At 34.4% G+C, this 23,365-nt stretch carries 14 protein-coding genes; 13 read left to right on the top strand and 1 reads right to left on the bottom strand.

Going from position 1 to position 23,365, the window contains the following annotated elements; translation table 11 throughout:
- Positions 1-9 precede the first annotated feature (9 nt).
- From FMG_RS07920 to sdaAA, 8 genes are all read left to right on the top strand, one after another.
- A complete protein-coding gene (locus tag FMG_RS07920) occupies positions 10-705 on the top strand; it encodes a LytR/AlgR family response regulator transcription factor (protein ID WP_012291147.1) in 696 nt (231 codons plus the stop codon).
- Between the two features lie 7 nt (positions 706-712).
- A complete protein-coding gene (locus tag FMG_RS07915; protein WP_012291146.1) occupies positions 713-1,378 on the top strand; it encodes a sensor histidine kinase in 666 nt (221 codons plus the stop codon).
- Between the two features lie 79 nt (positions 1,379-1,457).
- A complete protein-coding gene (locus FMG_RS07910) occupies positions 1,458-3,260 on the top strand; it encodes an ABC transporter ATP-binding protein (RefSeq protein WP_012291145.1) in 1,803 nt (600 codons plus the stop codon).
- Positions 3,244-5,079, top strand: coding sequence for an ABC transporter ATP-binding protein (locus tag FMG_RS07905; RefSeq protein WP_012291144.1), 1,836 nt, complete (start codon positions 3,244-3,246; stop codon positions 5,077-5,079). The genes FMG_RS07910 and FMG_RS07905 overlap by 17 nt, the downstream gene beginning before the upstream one ends.
- 53 nt (positions 5,080-5,132) lie before the next feature.
- Positions 5,133-7,166: a cell wall-binding repeat-containing protein gene (locus FMG_RS07900; RefSeq protein WP_012291143.1), complete on the top strand. Its 2,034-nt coding sequence runs from the start codon at positions 5,133-5,135 to the stop codon at positions 7,164-7,166.
- A gap of 232 nt (positions 7,167-7,398) precedes the next feature.
- Positions 7,399-8,946 (top strand): cell wall-binding repeat-containing protein, encoded by a 1,548-nt coding sequence (locus FMG_RS07895; RefSeq protein ID WP_012291142.1) that lies wholly within the window; start codon positions 7,399-7,401, stop codon positions 8,944-8,946.
- A gap of 137 nt (positions 8,947-9,083) precedes the next feature.
- On the top strand, positions 9,084-9,746 hold the full coding sequence (gene sdaAB, locus FMG_RS07890; protein ID WP_002838071.1) for an L-serine ammonia-lyase, iron-sulfur-dependent subunit beta: 663 nt from the start codon (positions 9,084-9,086) through the stop codon (positions 9,744-9,746).
- 9 nt (positions 9,747-9,755) lie between these two features.
- A complete protein-coding gene (gene sdaAA, locus FMG_RS07885) occupies positions 9,756-10,655 on the top strand; it encodes an L-serine ammonia-lyase, iron-sulfur-dependent, subunit alpha (RefSeq protein WP_012291141.1) in 900 nt (299 codons plus the stop codon).
- A gap of 65 nt (positions 10,656-10,720) precedes the next feature.
- Here the strand turns inward: sdaAA and FMG_RS07880 are convergent, their stop codons facing one another.
- On the bottom strand, positions 10,721-11,272 hold the full coding sequence (locus FMG_RS07880) for an ECF transporter S component (protein ID WP_002838044.1): 552 nt from the start codon (positions 11,270-11,272) through the stop codon (positions 10,721-10,723).
- Positions 11,273-11,424: 152 nt separating this feature from the next.
- Between FMG_RS07880 and FMG_RS07875 the strand changes: the two genes are divergently transcribed.
- From FMG_RS07875 to FMG_RS07855, 5 genes are all read left to right on the top strand, one after another.
- Complete coding sequence (locus FMG_RS07875; RefSeq protein WP_012291140.1) at positions 11,425-18,117, top strand: cell wall-binding repeat-containing protein; 6,693 nt, start codon at positions 11,425-11,427, stop codon at positions 18,115-18,117.
- A gap of 138 nt (positions 18,118-18,255) precedes the next feature.
- Positions 18,256-19,539 carry a UDP-N-acetylglucosamine 1-carboxyvinyltransferase gene (gene murA / locus FMG_RS07870; RefSeq protein ID WP_035110465.1) on the top strand — a complete coding sequence of 428 codons (1,284 nt, stop codon included), beginning with the start codon at positions 18,256-18,258 and terminating at the stop codon, positions 19,537-19,539.
- Positions 19,540-19,602: 63 nt separating this feature from the next.
- Positions 19,603-21,834 (top strand): SF1B family DNA helicase RecD2, encoded by a 2,232-nt coding sequence (locus tag FMG_RS07865; RefSeq protein WP_012291139.1) that lies wholly within the window; start codon positions 19,603-19,605, stop codon positions 21,832-21,834.
- On the top strand, positions 21,821-22,447 hold the full coding sequence (locus tag FMG_RS07860) for a ComF family protein (protein ID WP_012291138.1): 627 nt from the start codon (positions 21,821-21,823) through the stop codon (positions 22,445-22,447). The genes FMG_RS07865 and FMG_RS07860 overlap by 14 nt, the downstream gene beginning before the upstream one ends.
- Positions 22,448-22,498: 51 nt before the next feature.
- Positions 22,499-23,359, top strand: a complete 861-nt coding sequence (locus FMG_RS07855) for a KPN_02809 family neutral zinc metallopeptidase (protein WP_002839998.1) — start codon at positions 22,499-22,501, stop codon at positions 23,357-23,359.
- Positions 23,360-23,365 lie beyond the last annotated feature (6 nt).

The following is a 23,365-nucleotide window of genomic DNA, read 5'->3' as shown; positions in this document are numbered from 1 at the left end:
AGGTGTGTTATGAATATTGCAATCGTAGATGACGAAGAAAATATAAGAAATTTGTATAAGAAATACTGCGAAGAATGGGCAGATATCAACAAAATCGATTTGAAAACTGAACTTTTTTCATCGGGGGAAAATTTCATATTCAATTACGATGAAAATGATTTGATAGATATTTTGTTGTTGGATGTCGAGATGAAAAAAATTAATGGCGTTGAATTATCCAAGAGAATTCGTGAAAAAAATTCCGATATTCAGATTATTTTCATCAGCGGTTATCCAGAATATATCGGATACGGATATGATGTCAATGCTTTGAATTTTTTGATTAAGCCTATAAAAAAAGAGAAACTTTTCGAGCTTTTGGATAAGGCGACTAATCAAATGAACAACAAGGAAAAGTTCATTATCGTAAAGGACGACGGGATTAATACGAAGATTTTGTTGAAGGATATCTTCAGTTGTATTTCGGACAAAAATTACGTGGATATTTTCGCGCAAAATAAAAGTTACAGAATTAGGATGACGTTGACACAACTATTGGATATGTTGGATGACAGATTTTTCAAGGTGAGTCGTTCGGAAATTATTAATATTGAAAAAATCGCAGAAACAAAGAAGGATTATGTTTTGTTGGAAGATGATAGCAAATTTTTGTTGTCAAATGCGAAGTTCAACGAGCTTAACAGAAAAATTATTGAGTTTTATTAGGTGAGATATGAGATTTTTAAGTAAAATTTGGATTTTGTTTTCAAAAAAAGATATTTTTGAATACCAACAACAACTGTTGAACACTCATTATCAAGAAGTGGAGAATATGTATCGTGATATCAGAAAATTTCGCCACAATTACAGAAACCACTTGCAAACTTTGCGCTCTTTTGTGGCTGAAAATGATATGGAATCTATCAAGAACTACTTGGATAATTTGGATGAGAATTTGCATTCAATCGCACCTGTGATTAGGACTGGAAATAGGATGGCGGATGCTATTTTGAATTCCAAGATTACTATGGCGACTAATGAAAACATAAAATGCATCGCCGACTGCAAGATTTCGAATATTTTGGATATAAAAGATATCGATTTGGCGACGATTATCGGGAATTTGTTCGATAATGCGATTGAATCGGTTAGAAATTTGCCGGAAGAGGACAGATTTATCAGGCTTTACATGGATATGAAGGGCAATAAATTGTACATTTCATTTACTAACAAGACAAGTAGCGAAAAGCAGGAGAAGTTTGGCAGAATTTTTAAATCGACAAAGGGCGAGAACAGAGGCCTGGGACTTATTAGTATCGATGAAATCGTCGACAAATACGATGGCTACATCAACAGAAATTCAGAGGACAATGCTTTTACGACGGAGATTTTGATATAGTCATCCCTGTTTTTGATGTGCTTATCCCTAAAACGTAAATACGAGAATATTTCGGTTAATATATTATTGGGAGGTAGTTATGAAGAAAAAATATTCTACAAATGATAATATTAAATTTATGTTCAATCTTGCGTGGAACAACCAAAAAAGTTTGATTTTCATTCTGATAATTATGGCTATCACGACTGCTGGAATTGATATTTTACAGTTGTACTTTACTCCACAAATTATCAAAATGGTTGAAAATTCACAAGATTTCACAACGATTATGCTTACTGTTGTTGTGTTTGCGGTTTTGATTTTCATCTGTTCTGCGACAAAAGAGTCGTTGGATTTGAGAATCTTGCCGAAAAAAATCTACATTCGAACTTTGATGTTAAATCAATGTATCGAAAAATTCTTGTCGATGGATTACGAGATGACATTGGACAAGAATGTGTTAGATTTATCCGAAAAAGCGAACGTAAATCTTGAAGGAAATGACAAAGCTACAGAACATATCTGGCTTACGATGAAAGATATTTTATACTTACTAATCAGCACGAGTGTGTATTTGATTTTACTTGCAAGGCTTCCTATTTTCATAATTTTGGTGTCGATTATCGCCAGTTTGATTAGTTTTCTGTATTCAAAAAAACTTAAACAATGGAAGTACGATAACAGAAAAACACAAGCTAAGTTTGAAAAAGAATTCAACTATATTAATTCAGTTAGTAGCCACAAACACGCCAAGGATATCAGAATGTTTGGGCTTGGAAATTGGCTGGAAGATATTTACGACAGCGTTTTTGTCTTGTACGATGATTTCATGAACAAGATGGGCAACAAAATGTTGATGGCAGATTTCTTGGATTGCGTGTTCAACCTTTTGAGAAATTCCGTTACATATTATTATTTAATAAATTTTGCAGTCAATGGCAAGATTGATGCAAGTATGTTCTTGTTGGCTTTTTCTGCACAAACAAAATTCGGATACGATGTTCAAAGATTGTTCAATTTTTTCAGTGTGCTTTATATGGAAGCGAAGGACATCGCAACTGTAAGAGAGTTTGTAGATTTGGAAGAAAAGTTCAAAAAGGATGGCGGAATCGAATTAAATCCAGATGATGATATTACGATAAAATTCGAAAATGTGGGATATAAATATCCTGGTAGTGACGAATATGTATTGAAGAATGTGAACTTCCAAGTCAACCCACAAGAAAAGGTGGCTGTAGTTGGACTCAATGGATCGGGGAAAACTACTTTGATTAAACTTTTGATAGGATTTTTGGATCCAACAGAGGGTCGTGTGCTTGTCAATGGAATTGATTTGAGAGAACTCAACAGAAGAAAATATTACGAGATTTTCTCTGCGGTGTTCCAAGATTATTCGATATTGCCGGAAACTATTTACATGAATGTAACGCAATCAAAATCCACAGATGATGTGGAAGGCGTAGAAGAAGTGTTGAAATTGGCAGGCCTTTACGACAAGGTTAAGGAATTTCCGAATGGTGTATTCAACACGATTGAAAAATATATCTACCAAGATTCACCGGTCTTATCAGGTGGGGAAACACAAAAGCTACTTCTTGCAAGAGCTTTGTACAGAAATTCTAAGTTTTTGATATTGGATGAGCCGACGGCAGCTCTTGATCCATTAGCAGAAAGAGATTTGTACAACAAATACAACGAACTAACTAAAAACCACACGTCGATTTTTATTTCTCATAGAATGGCTTCGACGAGATTTTGCGATTACATTTTGTTGATTGGAAATAAGGGAATTGAAGAGCGTGGAACTCACGAAGAATTGATGGAAAAAGGCGGAACGTACAAGTATTTGTTCGACACTCAAGCGAAATATTACAGGGAGGACTACAATGCAAAAGAATCTTAAACTATTCAAAGATACTTGGAGTGTTTTGTGGAAAAATTACAAAAAATTAATCATCAGCTACACTCTTAACTGTTTATTCTCGGCAATTTTTCCTTTAATTAGCATTTACGCATCTGCTAGAATGATAGACGGAATCGTCAATAAGATGCCTGTACAATTTGTAGGTAAATGGGCAGTAATTGCGTTGTTGTCAGTGTTTTTCGTTCAAATTATTCTTGCCTTGACCAACAAAATCCAAAACACATACAAGGACAAGAAATACGAGATATTTGTTCATATTTTATCCGAAAAATTCAACGAATTGGATTACAAACAATCCCAAGACACTGATATTATCGGACAAAAATCGAATATAGAACAAAATACACACATCGGCGAGTTTGGAATTATAAGAGTGATGTACGCCTACGATATGATATTGGAATCTTTATTGGCTATGATAGGTAGTTTGGTGTTGTCGTATCAATTTTTAGTGACAAAATGGAACGCACCAGAAAGTTTTTCGTTTCTGAATAGTGCTTGGATAAATGTTTTGTTGATTGTAGTGGTTGTATTTTTATCATGGATTTCACAGAAATTCAACGCAAAAGAATTTGAAATTTGGAACAAAATAGCTGAACAAGGAAAATTCGGAAATCGAGTGTTCACATTTTATTGCTGGGAAATGAAAGACAAAAGCAGAATGCTGGATACGAGAATGTATCGTCAATATAATCTCGCATCTAATATGATCAATGAATGTGGGATTTTCAATCCTGGTGGATTTTTCGATAGAATTATGTCGACAGAAGGTGTCACTTACAAAATACTCAGCGAATTTTTCTCGAAATTACAAGTTTTGTTGATTTATCTTGTCGTAGTATCCAAATCATTGCTCGGAGCTATTTCAATCGGAATGCTCAGCCAATATTTGGGAAGTTTGATAAATTTTACAAGTAATTTGTCGAAGTTCTTGGAAGGCGTTGCAATGTACAAGACAAACACTCCGTATGCAGAACTTATGATGGATTATTTGCACAAAAAATCGGAATTTTACAATGGAAGTTTGACTACGGAAAAAAGAACCGACAAAAAATACGAAGTCGAATTCAAAAATGTCAGCTTCAAATATCCTGGAACTGACAATTGGGTATTGAAAAATATCAATTTGAAATTCGACCTTGGGAAAAAATTGGCGATTGTAGGGCAAAACGGTTGTGGCAAGACTACTTTTGTGAAGTTGTTGATTAGATTTTACGATGTTACTGAAGGGGAAATCTTGTTGAATGGAATTGACATCAAAAAATACAGATACGATGAGTATTTGAAAATATTCTCAGTTGTATTTCAAGATTTTAATTTGTTCGCATATCCATTGGCACAAAATATCGCTTCAGGAATGGATTACGACGAAGAAAAAGTAGTTCAATCACTTAAAGATGTTGGAATGTACGACGATGTTCGAAAATGGGACAAAGGGTTAGACACTTATCTCTACAAAGATATTGACGAAAATGGAATCAGCGTTTCCAAAGGTCAAGAACAAAAAATCGCCATTGCAAGAGCATTGTATCAAGACAGTCCGTTCTTGATTTTGGATGAACCGACAGCGAGCTTGGATCCTATAAGTGAGGCGGAAATTTACGAGAAATTGGGAGAAATAATCAAAGATAGAACGGCGATTTTTATATCTCACAGGTTATCTAGTTGCAAATTCTCCGATAAAATTATCGTGTTTGACAAGGGAGAAATTGCTGAAACTGGAGATCACGATAGCTTGATTTCCAAGAATGGAATGTACAAAAAATTGTGGGATGCACAAGCGGAATTTTACGTATAGAAAATTATATTACTTCCTCGATATATGGTATAATTTTTGTTAAGGAGGAAGGTATGAATAAAAAGAAATTATTGATAGCTTTATTGTTAGCGTTTTCAATGACAACAGGAATTAGTTACGCCGAAGAAGAAATTAATTCACCAAAAGTTGAAGTAAATGACGGACAAGTTAATCCTGAAAACAATTCAAAACAAGAAAATTCTACAGAAAAAGCCAATCAAAAAGAAAACCAAAAAGAAAACAAAAAAGAACAATCACAAGATGAAAAAGAACAACAAAAGGAAGTTCTTACGGAAGAAAACGTAGCTGAAAGAGTCGAAGGATTAGACAGATTTGAATCTGCAAACAAGATTCACGATGAGTTTTTCGAAAAGACACAAGAAGTTGTACTTACATCAAGCGAAGTGTTCGCAGATGCTATAAGCTCTGGCAACATCACTGACGGTAAGATGCCGATTTTGTACACTGAAGGTTCAAAGCTAAACGAAAAGACTAGAGAACAACTTAAGAACAGAAACATCAAAAAAGTTCACATCATTGGTGGCGAAAAGACAATCAGCAAAGATGTTGAAGAATTTTTGAAAAAAATGGGAATCGAAGTTGAAAGAATCGACGGACATGACAGATACGCTGTCAACGCAAAACTTGCAAAGAACAAGAAAGATGCGGACACTTTGGTGTTTGCTAGTGGAGAAAATTACGCAGACAGTTTGAGTTCGGTTGGACTTGCAAACAAAACAAAATCTCCAATCCTTTTAGTTCAAAAAAACACACTACCTACATCAATCAAAGAGTATTTATCTTCAATCGATAAGACGAAAATTTTAAAAAGTTATATCGTAGGTGGAACTAACAGCATTAGCGATTCTGTAAAAGCAGAAATCGACAGCATTCTTAATTTGAAATCTACAAGAATTGCAGGAGCTGACAGATACAAAACAAGCGTTGAAGTATCCAAAATCGCTTATCCAAAAGCCAAAAAAGCTATATTTACAACAGGAGAAGTCTATGCAGATGCATTAGCAGCAGCTCCAGTTAGCCAAAAAATAGACGCTCCAATTGTCTTGGTTCCAAGAAATAATATTCAATTGGAACAAGAAGCAAATTCTTCTAACAAAACTCAAACACACGAAAATTATTTGAAGAATTTGAATGTAGGAGAAAAATCTTACGTATTTGGCGGCAAAAATTCTATTTCAGATGATTGCTTCACAAATATTAAAAATGTTTTATTAAAAAAAGAATTAATCAAAGTTTACAACACAGATAGAAATTTATTCAGATTAAAAGATTACGTTGTTAATAACAAAGCAGTTTCTTTGTTGACAGAAATGAAAGATGCAGCAAAAAAAGTAATCGATGTTGCAGTAAACAAGATTTTGAAAGTTGTAAAAATTGAAGATAAATGGGTTAATTTGTCATTTAATGGAATTAACGGTTGGGTTAGACCAGAAGGATTCAAATATTACAATCCACAAGATTTTTCTACAGTTCATATAAAAGTTCCAAATATAATGAACCAAATCACACCAAAATCACAACGTGGAATTAAACAAAAAGCTGCTCCAATTGGTTGCGAACCAACTGCGATGTATCACGCATTGCAAGCAAAAGGCTATGCGCTTGATTACACATACAACGAATTTTTGAATCAACTTCCAATGAACACTAACGACAACGACAAAGGTTTCTCAAAGAATCCATACGTTTGGGATGAATATTATCATACAAGAGTTATGGCGACATATATGAATCCAGAACCAATGACTAAGTTTGCAAACAAATTTGCAAATGGTAAAGCAGAAAATATTTCTGGTTCAAATATGAGAGATATTTTGGCTGAACTTCAAAATGGAAATACAATCATGTACTACGGAACATTGAGATGGGAAAAACCAAGATGGTCAACAAATGTTTACGGAAAGAGATTTTTCGCAAACAACCACGGAATTTGCATCAACGGCTACGATCCGAAATCAAACAGATTCTACTTGGCAGATCCTTGGTACTCAAACGAAATCACAAAATCATATAGCGAAGTATCGGAAAATTATTTGTCAAGACAAATGGCAGTAGTAGTAAGATAATAAATGGTCTCTTATAGGGACCATTTTTTTATTTATAAAATAATATTAGCAAACTTCATGCACGAATATCACTAATGAAATTTCTGTTTACTAATACATACTATTTCGCTAGGGTATAATATCAAAAAAAAGATTTAACTTTATACTTTTATGGGGTATAATATAACTGTAAAAACTAAAACAGTATCCTAATTAAAAGGGATAGAATATTAGTTGTAGAAGGAGAAAATTTATGAAAAACAAAAAAATTTTAGGTTTGATGTTAGCCACAGTTATGCTAGCAAATATTGTTCCACAAGTATCATTTGCAGATAAAGGTGTGGATGTTGAAAGAATTAAAGGAAACAACAGATATGAAACATCAATAGCAATCAGCAAGCATGCTTTTGAAAAAAGCGACAAAGTTGTCGTAGTTAGCGGAGAAAAATTCGCCGATGCATTGACAGCAGGAAACTTTGCTAATCAAGCACCAGTTTTATTGACTGAAAAATCAAAGGCTTCTTCTGCTTTACAAAAAGAAATCGACAGACTTGGAGCAAAAGAAGTCATTATTATAGGTGGTAAGGGATCTGTATCTGAAAGAGTAGAAAAAACACTTAAAACTAAAGGTAGAAAAATCACTAGAATTTCTGGAGATGACAGATACGAAACATCAACAAAAGTAGCAGAAGAATTAAAATCAAAGAATATTGTATTGGCCAATGGACAAAACTTTGCCGACGCATTGTCAGCAGCTCCTTTTGCTATTTCAAAAAACAAAACTCTTGTACTAACTAACGGAAAAAAATTACCAAAAGGTATTGATGCAAAAAAAGTTAGCACTATAATTGGTGGTAAAAATTCAGTAAATATAAAAGGATTGGATAATGTAGATAGAATTTCTGGAAAGAACAGAAACGACACTTCAATCGAAGTTTTGAAACAAATCGGCAAAACTGAAAAGGCTGTTATCGCTGATGGAAGAGATTATCCAGATGCGTTGTCTGCAGCACCACTTGCAGTTAAAATGAACACAGGAATTTTATTGTCAGATGATTCTGCAATCGACAGCATAAAATCATATATCGACAAGGCAAAAATCAAAAATGTTACTATAGTTGGTGGAGAAAATTCAGTTTCCAAAACACAATATCAAAAATTAACTGGCACATACAAACCAGAAACAAAACCTGCTGATCAAGCTAAGCCAGAAAAGAAGCCAGAAAAGAAACCTACAGAACAATCAAAAAGAGTAAAAGATACCGACCTTTCTAACTTCGACATTAATACACCTCTTTCAGTAAGAGAAGAAGAATTAGCAAAATTGGTAAACGAATACCGTCAATCAAAAGGTTTGAAACCACTAAAAATTTCTAAATCATTGACATTCGTTGCAAGAACTCACAACAACGACCAAAACAAATACTACGACGATAGTTGGAAGGATGACAGAGGAATCGAAGCTAATCTTCATAGCTGGTCAAAAAATGGAAAATGGTCACCTGTAATGTATACAGAAGATCACAAACACCAAGAAGGTATGTGGAACAAACCAAAAGAATTGACAAACTTCAAGGTAGATGGATATGAAATTTCTGCATGGAGTGATTTCACAAGAGAAGATGGAGCTTCAAGAGCTCTTAATATTTGGAAGAGATCTTCAGGCCACAATGCTGTTATTACAGGACTAAAACATTGGAACACAATTAGCGTAATGGGAGTTTCAATCAACGGCAATTATGCTGATATTTGGTTTGCAGATGAAACGACAGATCCAGCAGGATTTTTCAATCTAAATTAATTTGTAATTAAAAAATAAAATTTTAAAAATTTGAGAGGCGATTGCCTCTCTTTTTTTGCGGGAAAATTTTCCTGATTTTCTTTATACAGTGAATTTGATGTGATATAATTGTTACGGAAATTACTTAGGGGGTTTTTATGGGAGAATATAATATATTTGATATTTTGGGACCTGTAATGATTGGACCTTCTAGCTCTCACACTGCAGGCGCATGTAGAATTGCAAAGACTGCTCTTATGATTGCTGGAAATAAGTTCAAAAAAGTTGAGTTTGATCTTCACGGATCATTTGCAAAAACTTACAAGGGTCACGGTACTGACAGAGCTTTGTTAGCTGGTGTATTGGGGATTGAACCAGACGACATTAGACTTAGAGATTCATTTGCGATAGCTAAACAACGTGGAATCGACTATGTTTTCAGAGAAGCCGACTTGGGAGATGTGCATCCAAACACTGCGAAGATTACATTTACATACGAAGATGGAACAACGATGTACATCATAGGATCGTCAATCGGTGGAGGAAACATCGAGATTATTGACATCAATGGAATCGCTGTTCAATTTACAGGAAGCTATCCTACAATTTTATTGAAATACGTGGATGTAAGAGGAATTATTGCGGATATTTCATCTAATTTAGCTAGACATGGTTACAACATCGAAGGAATGAAGACATTGAAACACGACGGAATCGTAACTTTGATTGTTGAATTGGACAAAAATATCGGCGAAGATTTGACAGAAAATTTGTTAAAAGACAAGAGATTTCTTTTCACAAAATATATTCAACGAAATTAAGGAGAGTTTATGTTTGATACATCACTAGAAATAATCAATACCGTTAAAAAGGACAACAGACCTTTTTACGAATACGTTATAGAAATAGAAAATGAGAGAACTGGCAAATCAGAAGAATTCATCAGAAATGAATTGTCACACATGCTAGATGTTATGGAAAAATCTGCGACAGATTTCTTGGAAACACCTTCAGTGACTAACCAACATATGATCGACGGATTCGCACACAAAATGCACGTTTACGCAAATGAAAATGAACCAATAGTTGGACATTTTAATGCAGAAGCAATGGCGATGGCTTTTTCAACATTGGAAATCAGTGCAGCAATGGGCAAAATCGTAGCATCACCTACAGCAGGTTCAGCAGGAATATTGCCAGCGGCTCTTATGAGTTTTAAACAAAGATACAATTGCACACACGAACAACTTATCGATGCAATGTTAGTCGCAATCGGAGTTGGACAATTATTGGGAAAATACGCAACATTTTCCGGCGCTGACGGTGGTTGCCAAGCAGAAACAGGTTCTGCAGCAGCAATGGCAGCAGGGGCGATGATATTTTTAAGAGGAGGCTCCATTGAACAAGTATTCCACGGAGCATCATTTGCAATCCTACACGTATTGGGACTTGTATGCGACCCAATCGCAGGACTTGTAGAATATCCTTGCACATTTAGAAATGCAATGGGTGTTACAAATGCAATGATCAGTGCAGACATGGCATTAGCAGGAATCACAAGTATCGTTCCATTCGAAGAAGTGTGCCAAGCAATGAGAAAAGTTGGAAAAACTCTTCCACCATCATTGAGAGAAACAGGAATGGGCGGAGTTGCAGGAACAAAAACTGGACAAGATATCAGAAGAAAATTTTTGGGCTCATGCAACATCAGTGACGATTACGAAGATTAAAACAAAAAAATTATCCACAAGATTTTATGGATTTATCATAAATTCTTGTGGATTTTTTAATTGAATTATTTGTGCTTGTTTACACTTTTTGCAATCAAAATTGCCAACACAAACGATAAAACAATTTCGAAAGGCATATTCGTAGCGACAAGTCCTCCGAGAAAATATTGTGCTTTGATATGCATAACAGCTTCGATTTGTTTTGCATGACAAATAAACGCCATTCCCAAAACACCAACAGTGTTCATTATACTTCCGCAAATCGCTGGAATTCCGTAGCGAATCACATCGTTTTTGTCTTTTAATTTCTTGTAAACTTGATAAGTTACCACAGCTATCAAAACTCTTGGTAAAACAGAAACCAATGGATTATAAAACATAAATGAAAGAATTGTCGGCGCAATAATATTATTTACCAATGAAAACAAACCGAACAACAATCCCACGAACAAACTAACCCAAGGACCTGCAACCAAAGCAGCAACAATAGTTGGAATATGTAGTGTAGTCACCCTAACAGGTCCAATCGGAATCATACCCAAAGGAGTAAGCCCAAGAACAATCGTCAAAGCGCCAAACACACCGATTTTTGTCAAATCTTTAGTAGTTAATTTCATTTTTCCCTCCTAGAAATCATTTATACAATTATACCACTTATAGATAAAAACATGAAAGAGTAATCTATTTATAAAAAATTCCAATAAATAATATCTAGTAAATGGGGATTCTTCCATATATAATAAAACATGTATGAAAAATAGGAGGTAATATGAAAAAAATCTTAGGAGTAATTCTTACAGCGAGCATGGTAATGAGCTCATTCACACCAGTTCTCGCAGAAGAACAAAACAAAATCAATGTTGACACAATTAAAGGCGTTGACCGATACAAAACATCAGCAAAAATCAGCCAACAAACATTCCCGAATCATATAAAAACAGTTGTACTTGCTAGTGGAGAAAATTTTGCAGATAGTTTGGTTGCAGGAAGCCTTGCAAACAAGGAAAACGCACCGGTATTATTGACACAAAAAGAAAAACTTCCACAAGTCATTAAAGACGAGATTACAAGACTGAAACCAGAAGAAGTAATCATAGTAGGTGGAGAAAAATCTGTAAATATTAAAGGCCTTAAAAATGTTAAAAGATTAGCAGGAAAAGACAGATTTGAAACATCAGTTGAAGTGTACAAACACGTAAATCCCAATGGAAAAGTTGCACTTGCAAGTGGATTGAACTTTGCAGATGCATTGTGTGCAACACCACTTTCCACAAAAGAAAATTTGCCAATTATTTTGACAGATGGACATAATTTACCAAAAGGAATCACAAAGGACAAGGTCGCCTTAATTTTTGGTGGAGAAAAATCAGTAAACATAAAAGGCTTAGAAAATGCGAGAAGATTAGCAGGAGCTGACAGATACGAAACAGCCTTGATAATAGCAAAAGAATTCGGAAATCTTGAAAAATTCGTATTAGCAGACGGAAGAAACTATCCAGACGCATTGTCAGTAGGCCCATTGGCACACAAAAATAATCAACCAATATTGTTGACAGATCCTAGCCACACAGATTTTATCAAACAAATTGTTAGAGATAATAACACAAAAGAAATCACGGTAGTAGGTGGCGAACAATCAATATCAAAGGCACAAATTGAGAGAATCAAAAGTGTCGGAGTAATTGAAGATAAAAAACCAGACACACCTTCAGTCACACCAACACCAAATATTCCATCAACACCAAACATACCAAATAAACCGGAAGAAAAACCCGAAGAAAAGCCAGGTGAACAAAAGCCGGAAGAAAAACCCGAAGATAAACCAGAGGAAAAACCAGGCGACAAGCCAGAAGACAAACCAGAAGACAAACCTGGCGATAAACCAGAAGAGAAACCAGAAGAAAAGCCGGAAGATATTGCAAAAGAAAAAGCCTTAAAAGAAGCAAAAGAAAAAGCCGTTGAAGAATTAAAAAACAATGGAATAACATCAGAAAAATACATTGAGCAAATCAACAAAGCCAAAACAGTTGAAGGCGTAAATGCATTAAAAGATGAAATCATAAAAGCACATAAGAAGAGCGAAGAAGAAAAGCCAGAATATGTAGACATTGAAGATGCTAAGTTATTGAAAGTTTTGAACAAAAACTTAGATGTTAACAGACCTGACGACAAACCAATCACAAAACAAGAAATGGAATCTTTGAAAGAAGTATCCATATTCTTAGACAAGAAGACTAATAAGCCAATATTTACAAAAGAATCCAAAAACACATATTCAATACTAGGAAAAGCCAAGAATTTATCCAAAACAAAAGATTTCAAATTCTCTGTAACTAGAGGAATGAAGAGCTTAAAAGGAATTGAATATGCTACAAATTTGGAAAAATTAAAAGTAAATGAAAATGAGATTTCAGATCTTACACCATTAAAAGACTTGAAAAACTTGAAATATTTGGAACTTCAAAGAAACAGAATTGTAGATGTATCACCATTAGCAAACCTTAAAAATTTAGAGTTCTTAAAATTGTACAACAATATAATTGAAAATGTTGAACCGCTAAAAGATTTGACAAACTTAACTGGATTGGATCTTCACAATAACGTAAAAGTTAAAAAAGAAGGAGAAAAGAGAATAAACTACGATGGAATCACTGATATTTCTTCTCTTAAGAACTTGACTAAGTTGACATTTTTTGACGTGTCTGCAAACAGAATCGAAAATGTAGATATAATACTTGGAATGGAAAAAATAAATAGTCTAGATGTTTCAGATAACAAAATCAAGGATTATTCCAAATTAATCAACTATATTTTACCGAGATTTATGAAACAACAAGAAGGAGAAGGAAGTATAGGATTCCACGGTCAAAATGTAGAACAAAAAAAATCAGTTACTGTTGACAAAAATAAAGTTTCATTTGTATCTGAATACAAAGGGCTTGGAAATTTATTTAATGAATTTGGCAAAGCTTTTGAAATGGAAGATGTTTCTGAGGTTGTAAATGTAACAACTAATGTAGAAGGAGTAACAGCTACTTTTGATGTAAAAAACGATAAGATTAATCTAGAAGTTACAGATGAATTTTTGAAATCAAATGACGGAAAAACTGTGAATGTTAATTTGAAAATTAAATTTGCAGGAGCTTACGGATGGAACTTGAATGACGTAAATTTACAAGTTAAGAAACCAGCAGAGAAGCCAACACCTGAAGAAGAAAAAATAGCGATTATTCAAAACAATACGAACGCAAAACTTCCAGCAAAAGATGCTATTGCTAAGATTAGGGTTATTGGTCAAATCAAAAATATTCCTATTGGTAAATTCATAGTAAAATTGGTTGATGAAAAAGGAAAAGAAAGCTATCCTGAAATTGAAGTTACTGGTAAGGTATCAAGTGATGTCAGAGTTATAAATATCAAAGTTCCAGAAAATACTACTGACAAGGAAAAAACATACGAGATTTTTGTATCATCAACTGGAAAGAAGGAAAATTTCAAAAAAGCGGACTTTACTTTAACTCAAGAAAAATCATCAGGAACACCAGAAGTTGAAAAAACATTCAAGATTGATTCAAGAAACACTGATATTGTAATAACTGTAAATGGCGAAGAAAAATCACAAGCTAAAAAAGGCGACATTGTTATTGTAAAAGCAAAGCATGGAAAAGAAATATCGATGTTTTATGTAAGTGGATTGAATGAAGGTGGAGATCCAATGAAGGTCAACTTCAAACAAGTCGGAGATTCTTACCAATTCATAATGCCAGAAAGTGATTGTACTTTGAATATCGAAACAAAGGACAAGGAAGTTTTAAAAGAAAATATACAAATGTTAAAACTAACAACTCCAAAAAAAGTATCAAAAGATTCATCTACTGCTACAGTTCAAGTAATGGGTGATTTGAGTGGTATTGCAAATGACAAATTTGTAGTAAAACTTGTTGATAACGATGGAAATGAAACATTCCCTAAGGTAAATGTATCAGGTGACGTAAACAAGACTAAGAGAACTGTTTCATTTGAAATTCCTAAAAATACAACAACAAAAGAAAAAGAATACACAGTTTATGTGTCATCCACAGGATCTAAAACTGATTTTGCAAAAGCAACTGTAAAAATAGCACAGGAAAAATCAGATACAGAAGAACAAATTCCAGAAGGAATAAAGGCTTTAGAATTAGAAACTCCAGGAAAATCAGAAAAACTAGATGCAGCTGGTGGAAAAGTTGTTCTAAAAGTAATGGGTAATTTTAAAAAAGTTTCCGATGACAAATTCGTAGTTAGATTGATTGATGCAAAAAGAAACGAAACTTTCCCACAAGTTACAGTCAGTGGAACTGGTGCAAGTAGAACATTGGAATTTGAAGCACCTAAAAATGAAGAACCAACAGAAAAATCTTACAAAGTTTCTGTAAATTCAACAGGCTCGCATACAAAATTCTTCAATGATTCAGTAGAATTAAAACAAAAGGCGGCTGAAAATACAAAAACAACTATTGAAAAAATCAATGTTCTTACACCAATACTAAAAAATGAACAAGAAAAATTAAAAGCCAATATAATTGGTGAAAATGTAAATCCTGATAATTTGAGAGTTTCATTCTACAGACTTGTGAACGGAAAATTTGTAAAAGATCCAACGATAAAGTCAACTTTTGAAAAGTCGGGTAAATTCGAGCAAATTGTTGCAGATAGCATAGCCTTAACAAAAGGCAACGAAGAAGATGTATACAAAATTTTGGTGAGAGATAACGATGATTTGGAGAAATCGTATGAAGCATATTTCAGAGTAAAATACACTGAAGACAAAGCAACTTATGAAGAAATTCTTCCAAGTTATGCTCACGCGTCAAAAGATGGCAAGATAATAGAAGTTGGTTTTGATGAAGAAATCGAAGAAATATTTGATGGAAGCATGAAAGCTGGAATTAGCATCGATAAAAACGCTGATGGAAATTACGAAAAGTTAGGAAACCAAGATACTATTGAGTTGTCAGACAAGAAATTCGTAGTTACACTTAAAAAGCCACTAGATGTAAAAGGTCTTGGAACTAAAAAGGGCAGAATAAAAATAGATCAAGGCGTATTTAGGAAAAAAGGCACTGAAAGCTTGAACAGAGATGTTGATTATATTATCAATATAGGAAAGCCAATCGTTCGTCAATCTACAATCCAAGGCAACAAGGTCATCACAAACAATGATACAAAAGTCACTATTAAAGTGAACGGAATGAATTTGTCAGAAAATGCAAAAGTAAAAGCTGTTATGCAAACAAAACTTTCAAAAGAAGGGAAACAACCTGAAGTTAAAGGGAAAATTTCAGGAACTGGCGATGAACAAACTATAACATTCGAACTTCCAGAAAATAAATCAGATAGAACTGTATCATACGAAATCTTGTACAAACAAGAGCAATATGGAAAATTCGAAAAATTACCTGGAAATAATCCAAAATCCAGAGCAAATTCAATAGTGATTTCGTTATTAGCTGATGGTGTAGATGAGAATGCAGCTACTCTTGCATTTATGAAAATTCAAACTTATGGGGCAACTTCTACAGATAAAGGACAAGTTCCAGATATAACTTACGGAGTGACACCTACAATTCAAGAATCCAAGAAGACATTTACTCACGTTTATGGAACAAACTTAGAAGCTAAGAAAACTAGAGTTAGAATTTTCGATGAAAAAGGAGTTGAATGGTACATCGTAAATCAACCTTCATTAGGAGCTGCAGCATTTAAGATGGTAGTTCCTGCATTGATTGGAATTGATGGCGATGGAAATTATCAAACTATGGAAATAATTGGACCAGGAAGTTTGATTGGAGATCACACATTCACATACAAAGTTGCAGTAGATGGTAAAAACTACGATGATAATGTTGTTGTACGTGCAAAAATTTTGGCTTCTGGAAAAACTGATGCCGGAAAATTTGATTTGGATAAACAAGAAACTACATTGAAGATAAATTACGTAGATAAAGACGGCAATAAAATAAAAGAACCTACAATAAAAAAATCATACAGTTTCTTCGAAGAATGTGCAGCTGGAATCTATCCAGATGTTATCGAACGCTATGCACCTATCAAAATTGTTCGTAAATCAGACGGAAAAGAAATAAATATACAAGGCGTAGACTATAGAGACTACAGAAATCTTCAAACATTACTAGGAGTAAATAAAATTGGTGAAAATCCAGAGTACACTATAGTTTATTATGAAGCGATAACAGTGAAAAAACCATTTAAAATGCCGAAAGAATATGCGAAATTTTATCAAGATTTATTTAATAAATACAGTAAATTCGACAAAAAATATGTTAATTTAACGGACGAAGCAAATGCTAAGTTTGATGCCAACCATAAACCTAAAGTTGATCAAAACTTCACTATTGAAGATATGAAAATGTTAAAAAAATTTGTCGTTACAGATAAGAATATCGATGAAAAAATGATTAGACCATTAGATTATGCTGACAACCTAGAAGAATTTTCCGTTATGTTAAACTCCAAGGATTTAAAAAGAAATGTCACTAATTTTGATTTTATAAAAGATTTAAAAAACTTGAAAAAATTCATATACTTGAATCAAGATGAAAATTTCAAAAAAAATGAGAATTTGGAGAAATTAAACCTTAATTATAATAAAAAATTAGAGTATGTTGACATTAATCATTCTAATTTAAAAAGCTTGAATTTCGTAAAAAACTTGAACTTATCTACTTTAGTTGTTAGAGATAGTGAATTATCAGATATTTCTCAAATAAAAAACATGGATAAATTAGAAAGACTAGAACTTACAAACAACAAGATATCAAATTTAAAAGGCATTTTTGATAACAAAAATAAGTTAGTAACTCTTTATTTAGGTGGTAATCCTATAAGTGATATATCCGAAATATCTAAACTTAACTCGCTACAAGCTCTTTTAGTTGAAAACACTAAGATTAAAAATATTAAATCAATAGAAAACATGACTAATATTCACAGACTATATGTTAATAAAAATGATTTGGATGCTAATTATTTTGAATCTATAAAGAAAATGAACGGATTAAACACTATTAGTCTTGGAAAAATTAACATGGAACAATATAACTGGGTAAAAGATTTTTCTATAAGAGAAGAAGTTAAGGCTAAATTTGGCGAAGACACAGCAAGAGTAATTGATTTTGAAAATTTAGAGATTAATATTGAAGTAAACAAAGAAAATATTAAGAATAACAAAATAACAATAGACAATCCACTATCAAATTGGAATAATGAACCTATTACTGGTGAAGATGCTAATGATATCGAGTTTAAAGATTCAAAATTAATCGTGGATTATGATGGAAATTCTGAAAAGTTGACAAAAAAATACACCATTTATGAAGAAAATTATGATCATACTTTTGGTGATTATGATCAGCCAGCAGCAATATCAGGTAAAATAACATTGAACATAACAATAAAGTAAACTAAATAATTTCACAAAAGCTTCCTTACCGAAGGGGGCTTTTGTTTTGTAAAAAGATTGTAAAACCCTTAAAAATTAGTCAACGATAAATGGATATGATATAATATTTTATATATAAATAAGAAAAACGAATGACTGATGGAGGTTATTTTGGAAGTTATACAAGTAAAAAAAAGTTTAAATTTAAAGGGCGAGGTCAAGATTGACGGCGCCAAAAACTCAGCACTTCCTATTATAGCAGCATCTCTTTTAGGAACTGAGCCTATAATTTTAGAAGATGTTCCAAAGTTAAAGGATGTTTCAATTATATTGAAAGTTTTAGAAGAATTGGGATCAAAAGTAACTTATTTGGACAAGAATAAGGTTGAGATAGATAGTAGCAATGTCAATAATTCTGTGACTCCACACGAATTGATGAACAAGATGAGGGCATCATTTTTGGTGATGGGACCTTTGTTGACTAGACTTGGTCAAACAAAAACATACTTGCCAGGCGGATGTGCGATTGGTTCGAGACCTGTGGATTTGCATTTAAAAGGATTCAAGGCATTGGGTGCTGAGATCGAATCGACAGATGAAAAGATTGAAGCTATCGCAAAAGATGGTTTGATTGGCGGGGAAATTTATTTGGATTTTCCTAGTGTTGGTGCGACTCAAAATATTATGATGGCAGCGACGATGGCAAAAGGCGAAACTGTTATCGAAAATGCTGCGAAGGAACCAGAAATTGTTGATTTGGCAAGTTTCTTGAACAAATTGGGAGCGAAGGTTCGTGGCGCTGGTACTTCTACGATTAGAATTGTCGGCGTTGACAAATTACACGGTGCAAGACACACGATTATTCCGGATAGAATTGAGGCTGCAACTTTCATGGTGGCAAGTGCGATTACTCGTGGTGATGTTACTGTGAAAAATTGTATTTCATCTCATATTATGCCGATTATCGCAAAGCTTCGTGAAGTTGGTTGTGAGGTTATCGAAAACGAGGACGAAGATTCTATCAGAGTTATCGCAACTGGAAGATTAAAAGGAACGAAGATTAAAACTTTGCCATATCCTGGTTTTCCTACAGATGTGCAAGCGCAATTTATGGCGTTGATGACTGTGTGCAAGGGACAAAGCAGCGTAGAAGAAACTGTTTTTGAAAATAGATTTATGCACGTGGAACAACTTCAAAAAATGGGCGCTGCTATTGCGACTGAAGGAAATGAAGCGAGCATTGCAGGAGTCGATTCTCTTCAAGGTGCTACTGTAAAATCCACTGATTTAAGAGCCGGAGCGGCTTTGATTTTGGCAGGCCTTGTAGCAGATGGCACTACAAATGTTACAGATATTTATCACATTGACAGAGGATACGACGATATTGTTTCCAAATTCAAAAAGTTGGGCGCAAATATCGAAAGAATTGAAATCGAAGATTAATAAATTATATAAACAGAGGGATTGTTATTTGAATGAACAACCCTCTTTTTTGTAGGTGAGTGTATGAAATTTACAGCGACTGTCAAAAATATAATATTCGAAAATGAGTCCAATGGTTTTAGGATTTTTTCCGTAGATAAGGACGGGGAAGAGAGAATCATCAAGGGAAATAGTTTCAAAATTATGCCTGGAGATTTCTTGGATATTGAGGCAAACAAAGTTCAAGATCCAAAATACGGCGAGCAATACAACATAATTTCCGTTGAAAGATCCAATAAGCCAAGCATGTACAATATCATCAATTATCTTCAAAGCGGTTTGATTAAAGGAATCGGAGAAACTACTGCGAGAAGAATCGTCGAAGAATTTGGCGAAGATACGATGGAGATTTTAAAAAATTCTCCATCCAAATTATTGCAAGTAAAAGGAATTGGCAAGAAAAATTACAAGAAAATCAAAGAATCTCTCGATGAGAAAAAAGAATACGCAGAGATTTTCTTGTATTTGCAATCGTTGGGGCTAAGTCTTCATCAAGCGAATATTATTTCTGATTTTTACAAGGAAGACACCAAGAAAATTATCATGCAAAATCCATACACTTTGATTGACGACATTAGGGGAATTGGATTCAGGACGGCGGACATCATTGCGCAGAGAATCGACATCGAGCCGGATTCTCCATTTAGAATCAAAGCTGCGTTCAAATATTTTATGGAGAAGGAAGCAAATTCCAACGGAAATTGCTACGTATTGGAAGATGATTTGATAGAAGGTGTCGAAAAACTTCTCGACATTGAAATCAAAAACAGACAAGAAACGTTGGAGTCTTTGATTGTCAGTGGAATTATCGCCATTGATGATACAGATGATGAAAACAGAGTCTACCTTCCACAAATAGAAAAATCCGAGATGAGATGTGCGATGAATATTGCAAATATTTTGAAAACAGAAATCGAAGATGAGTTTGATGTGGAGTACGAGCTTTCCAAGCTTGAATCAGAACACTTGGATGATTTGCAAATCGAAGCTATCAAGAAATCTATGACCGAAAAAATGTTGATAATTACAGGTGGACCTGGTACGGGAAAGACTACGATTATCAACAATATTACGAAAATTTTCAAAAATAATGACAAGGAAATAATTCTCGCGGCGCCTACTGGACGTGCGGCGAAAAGATTGTCGGAAAGTTGCAACGAAGAAGCGAAGACTATTCACAGAATTCTGGGATATATTCCAGTTGAGGATGGAACGATTTTCGATCACGACGAGGACAATCCAATTGATTGCGATTTGATAATTATAGATGAAGCGAGTATGATGGATATTTTCATCGCGGACAGTTTGCTGAGAGCATTGGATTCTAATACTAGGGTTGTTTTTGTTGGAGACTGCGACCAGCTTCCGAGTGTGCAAGCGGGAAATGTGCTAAATGATTTGATAGAATGTGGAGAAATCACTACAATAAAATTGACGAAAATTTTCCGTCAAGCGCAAAACTCCAACATAATTGTGAATGCGCACAGGATTAACAACGGAGAGTTTCCTATTTTGAATGAAAAAGGCAAGGATTTTTTCTTTATTGAAGAAAATGATCCAGAACGCGCCAAGCAGACGATTCTCGATTTGTGCGCACAACGACTTCCCAATTTCTACAAAAAAGATGAGTTTGACGATATAATTGTGCTAACTCCAATGAAAAAATCTAGTTGCGGAACTAAAGAATTGAACACAGCTTTGCAAGAAGTTTTGAATCCAAAAACTCCAATGACTGAAGAAATTGAGCAACGAGACAGGATTTTCAGGCTCAACGATAAAGTTATGCAAATCAAAAATGATTATACGAAAGAATTCATCGACGATGATGCGATGGGCGTTTTCAACGGAGATATCGGAAGAGTTACATACGTCGATCCGATTGATGAGACGGTTGATGTGTTGTTTGACGATAAAACTGCGAGTTTCACGAAAAAAGAATGCGATGGTTTGACGCTATCATATGCGATTACGATTCACAAATCACAAGGCAGTGAGTTTCCGATTGTAGTAATTCCCGTTACGCAGGCACCATTTATGTTGTTGACGAGAAATTTGCTCTATACTGCAATCACAAGAGCGAGAGAAATCGTCGTTTTGGTTGGAAGCTTGAAGATTTTACGACAAATGATATCCAACAATAAAATAATGAAGAGAAATTCAGGATTGGATAGAAGAATCAAACAATACATGGATTTTGATATCGACGATGACGAACAGGAAATGATGAAAGAGATGTTCGAAGATGAGGGATTTTAGTTTTTTATTTCAAAAACGTTGCATAATTTGTCATGAGAAAAAACAACACAAATATTTGTTGTGCGAAGATTGCTTGGACAAGTTGGTTTTCGTTGATGGCCACAGGGATATTGATGATACGGATTGTTATTTTCCGTTACTTTATCAAGGACTTACGAAAAAACTCATCTACGATTACAAGCTTGGCCGCAAAGAAGTTGTGAGATATTTCTTGGCAGATGTCGTATCAGATAAAATCAAACAAAAAAATTTACAAGATTACACTTTGCTCAAAGTTCCTTCGACACAATCCAAGATAAACAAACGTGGCTTCGATCACATTCACGAGATTGCAAAGGAAGTGGCAAAAATTCTGGACATGGAGTATTTGCCGGATGCGATTGTAAAAGTGAAGGAAACTAAAATTCAACACAATTTATCGCAGCTTCAAAGAATTGAAAATTTGAAAGGTGCTTTTGAACTGAACGCTGATTTGTCGGACAAGAAAATTCTCGTGTTGGATGATATTGTGACTACCAAGAACACTTTACGAGAAATGAAAAACACGTTGAATGGAAATTACACTGATTTGAAATTTGTGGCAGTGTCCAGCAAGTCTAATGAAAAATATTAAAATTGGGTATAAATAATTAAATAGGATATTACTACAATTTGGAGGCAAGAAATGAAATGGCAAGGTAGACAAGGAAGTTCAAATGTAAGCAGAGGATCATCCGGTGGCGGACCAGTTAAAATCGGTGGAGTGGGATTATTGTTGCTTGTAATTGTGTATTCTTTGTTTGGTGGAAATCCACGAGATATTATCAACAATCAACCAAGAACCAGACAAGAACAACAAGTCAACAATTCTGAAAAAGCGAGCAGCAGAGAAGTTGAACAAGCAGAAAAGATGCTTAGTGTTGTGTTGAAGGACACAGAAGATGTGTGGCACGAAAAATTTTCTGAAATAAATAGAACATACAATGAACCAAAACTTCATTTCTTTGAAGGAGCGGTGTCAACTGGATGTGGAAATGCAGATAAAAACGTCGGACCGTTTTATTGTTCGTTGGATCAGACAATTTACATGGATGTAACTTTCTACAATATGTTGACAAAAAAACTTGGAGCTGACGGTGGAGACTATGCGATGGCTTATGTATTGGCGCACGAAGTTGGCCACCACGTTCAAAAAGAGCTTGGGATTTTGGATAGAGTTCACAACATTCAACGCAGATTGAACGAAAAAGACGCCAACAAATATTCCGTAGCATTGGAAACACAAGCGGATTATTTTGCAGGAGTGTTCAGCTACTACATCAAAGAAAAAGGTTACTTGGAAGAAGGAGACATCGAAGAAGCTATCAGCGCTGTACAAAGTGTCGGCGACGATCACATTCAAAAAATGGGACAAGGATACGTTCAACCGGAAAAATTCACACACGGTTCATCCAGACTTAGAAACGAATGGTTCCAACGTGGATTCAAATACCACGATTTTGACCACGCAGACACATTCTCTGAAATGGGACTTAGAATAAGATAAAACGAA

Source organism: Finegoldia magna ATCC 29328 (genome assembly GCF_000010185.1).
Classification (GTDB): Bacteria; Bacillota; Clostridia; order Tissierellales; family Peptoniphilaceae; genus Finegoldia; species Finegoldia magna_H.
The sequence above is the reverse complement of the archived record's forward strand: the minus strand, read 5'-3'. Positions and strand labels throughout refer to the sequence as shown.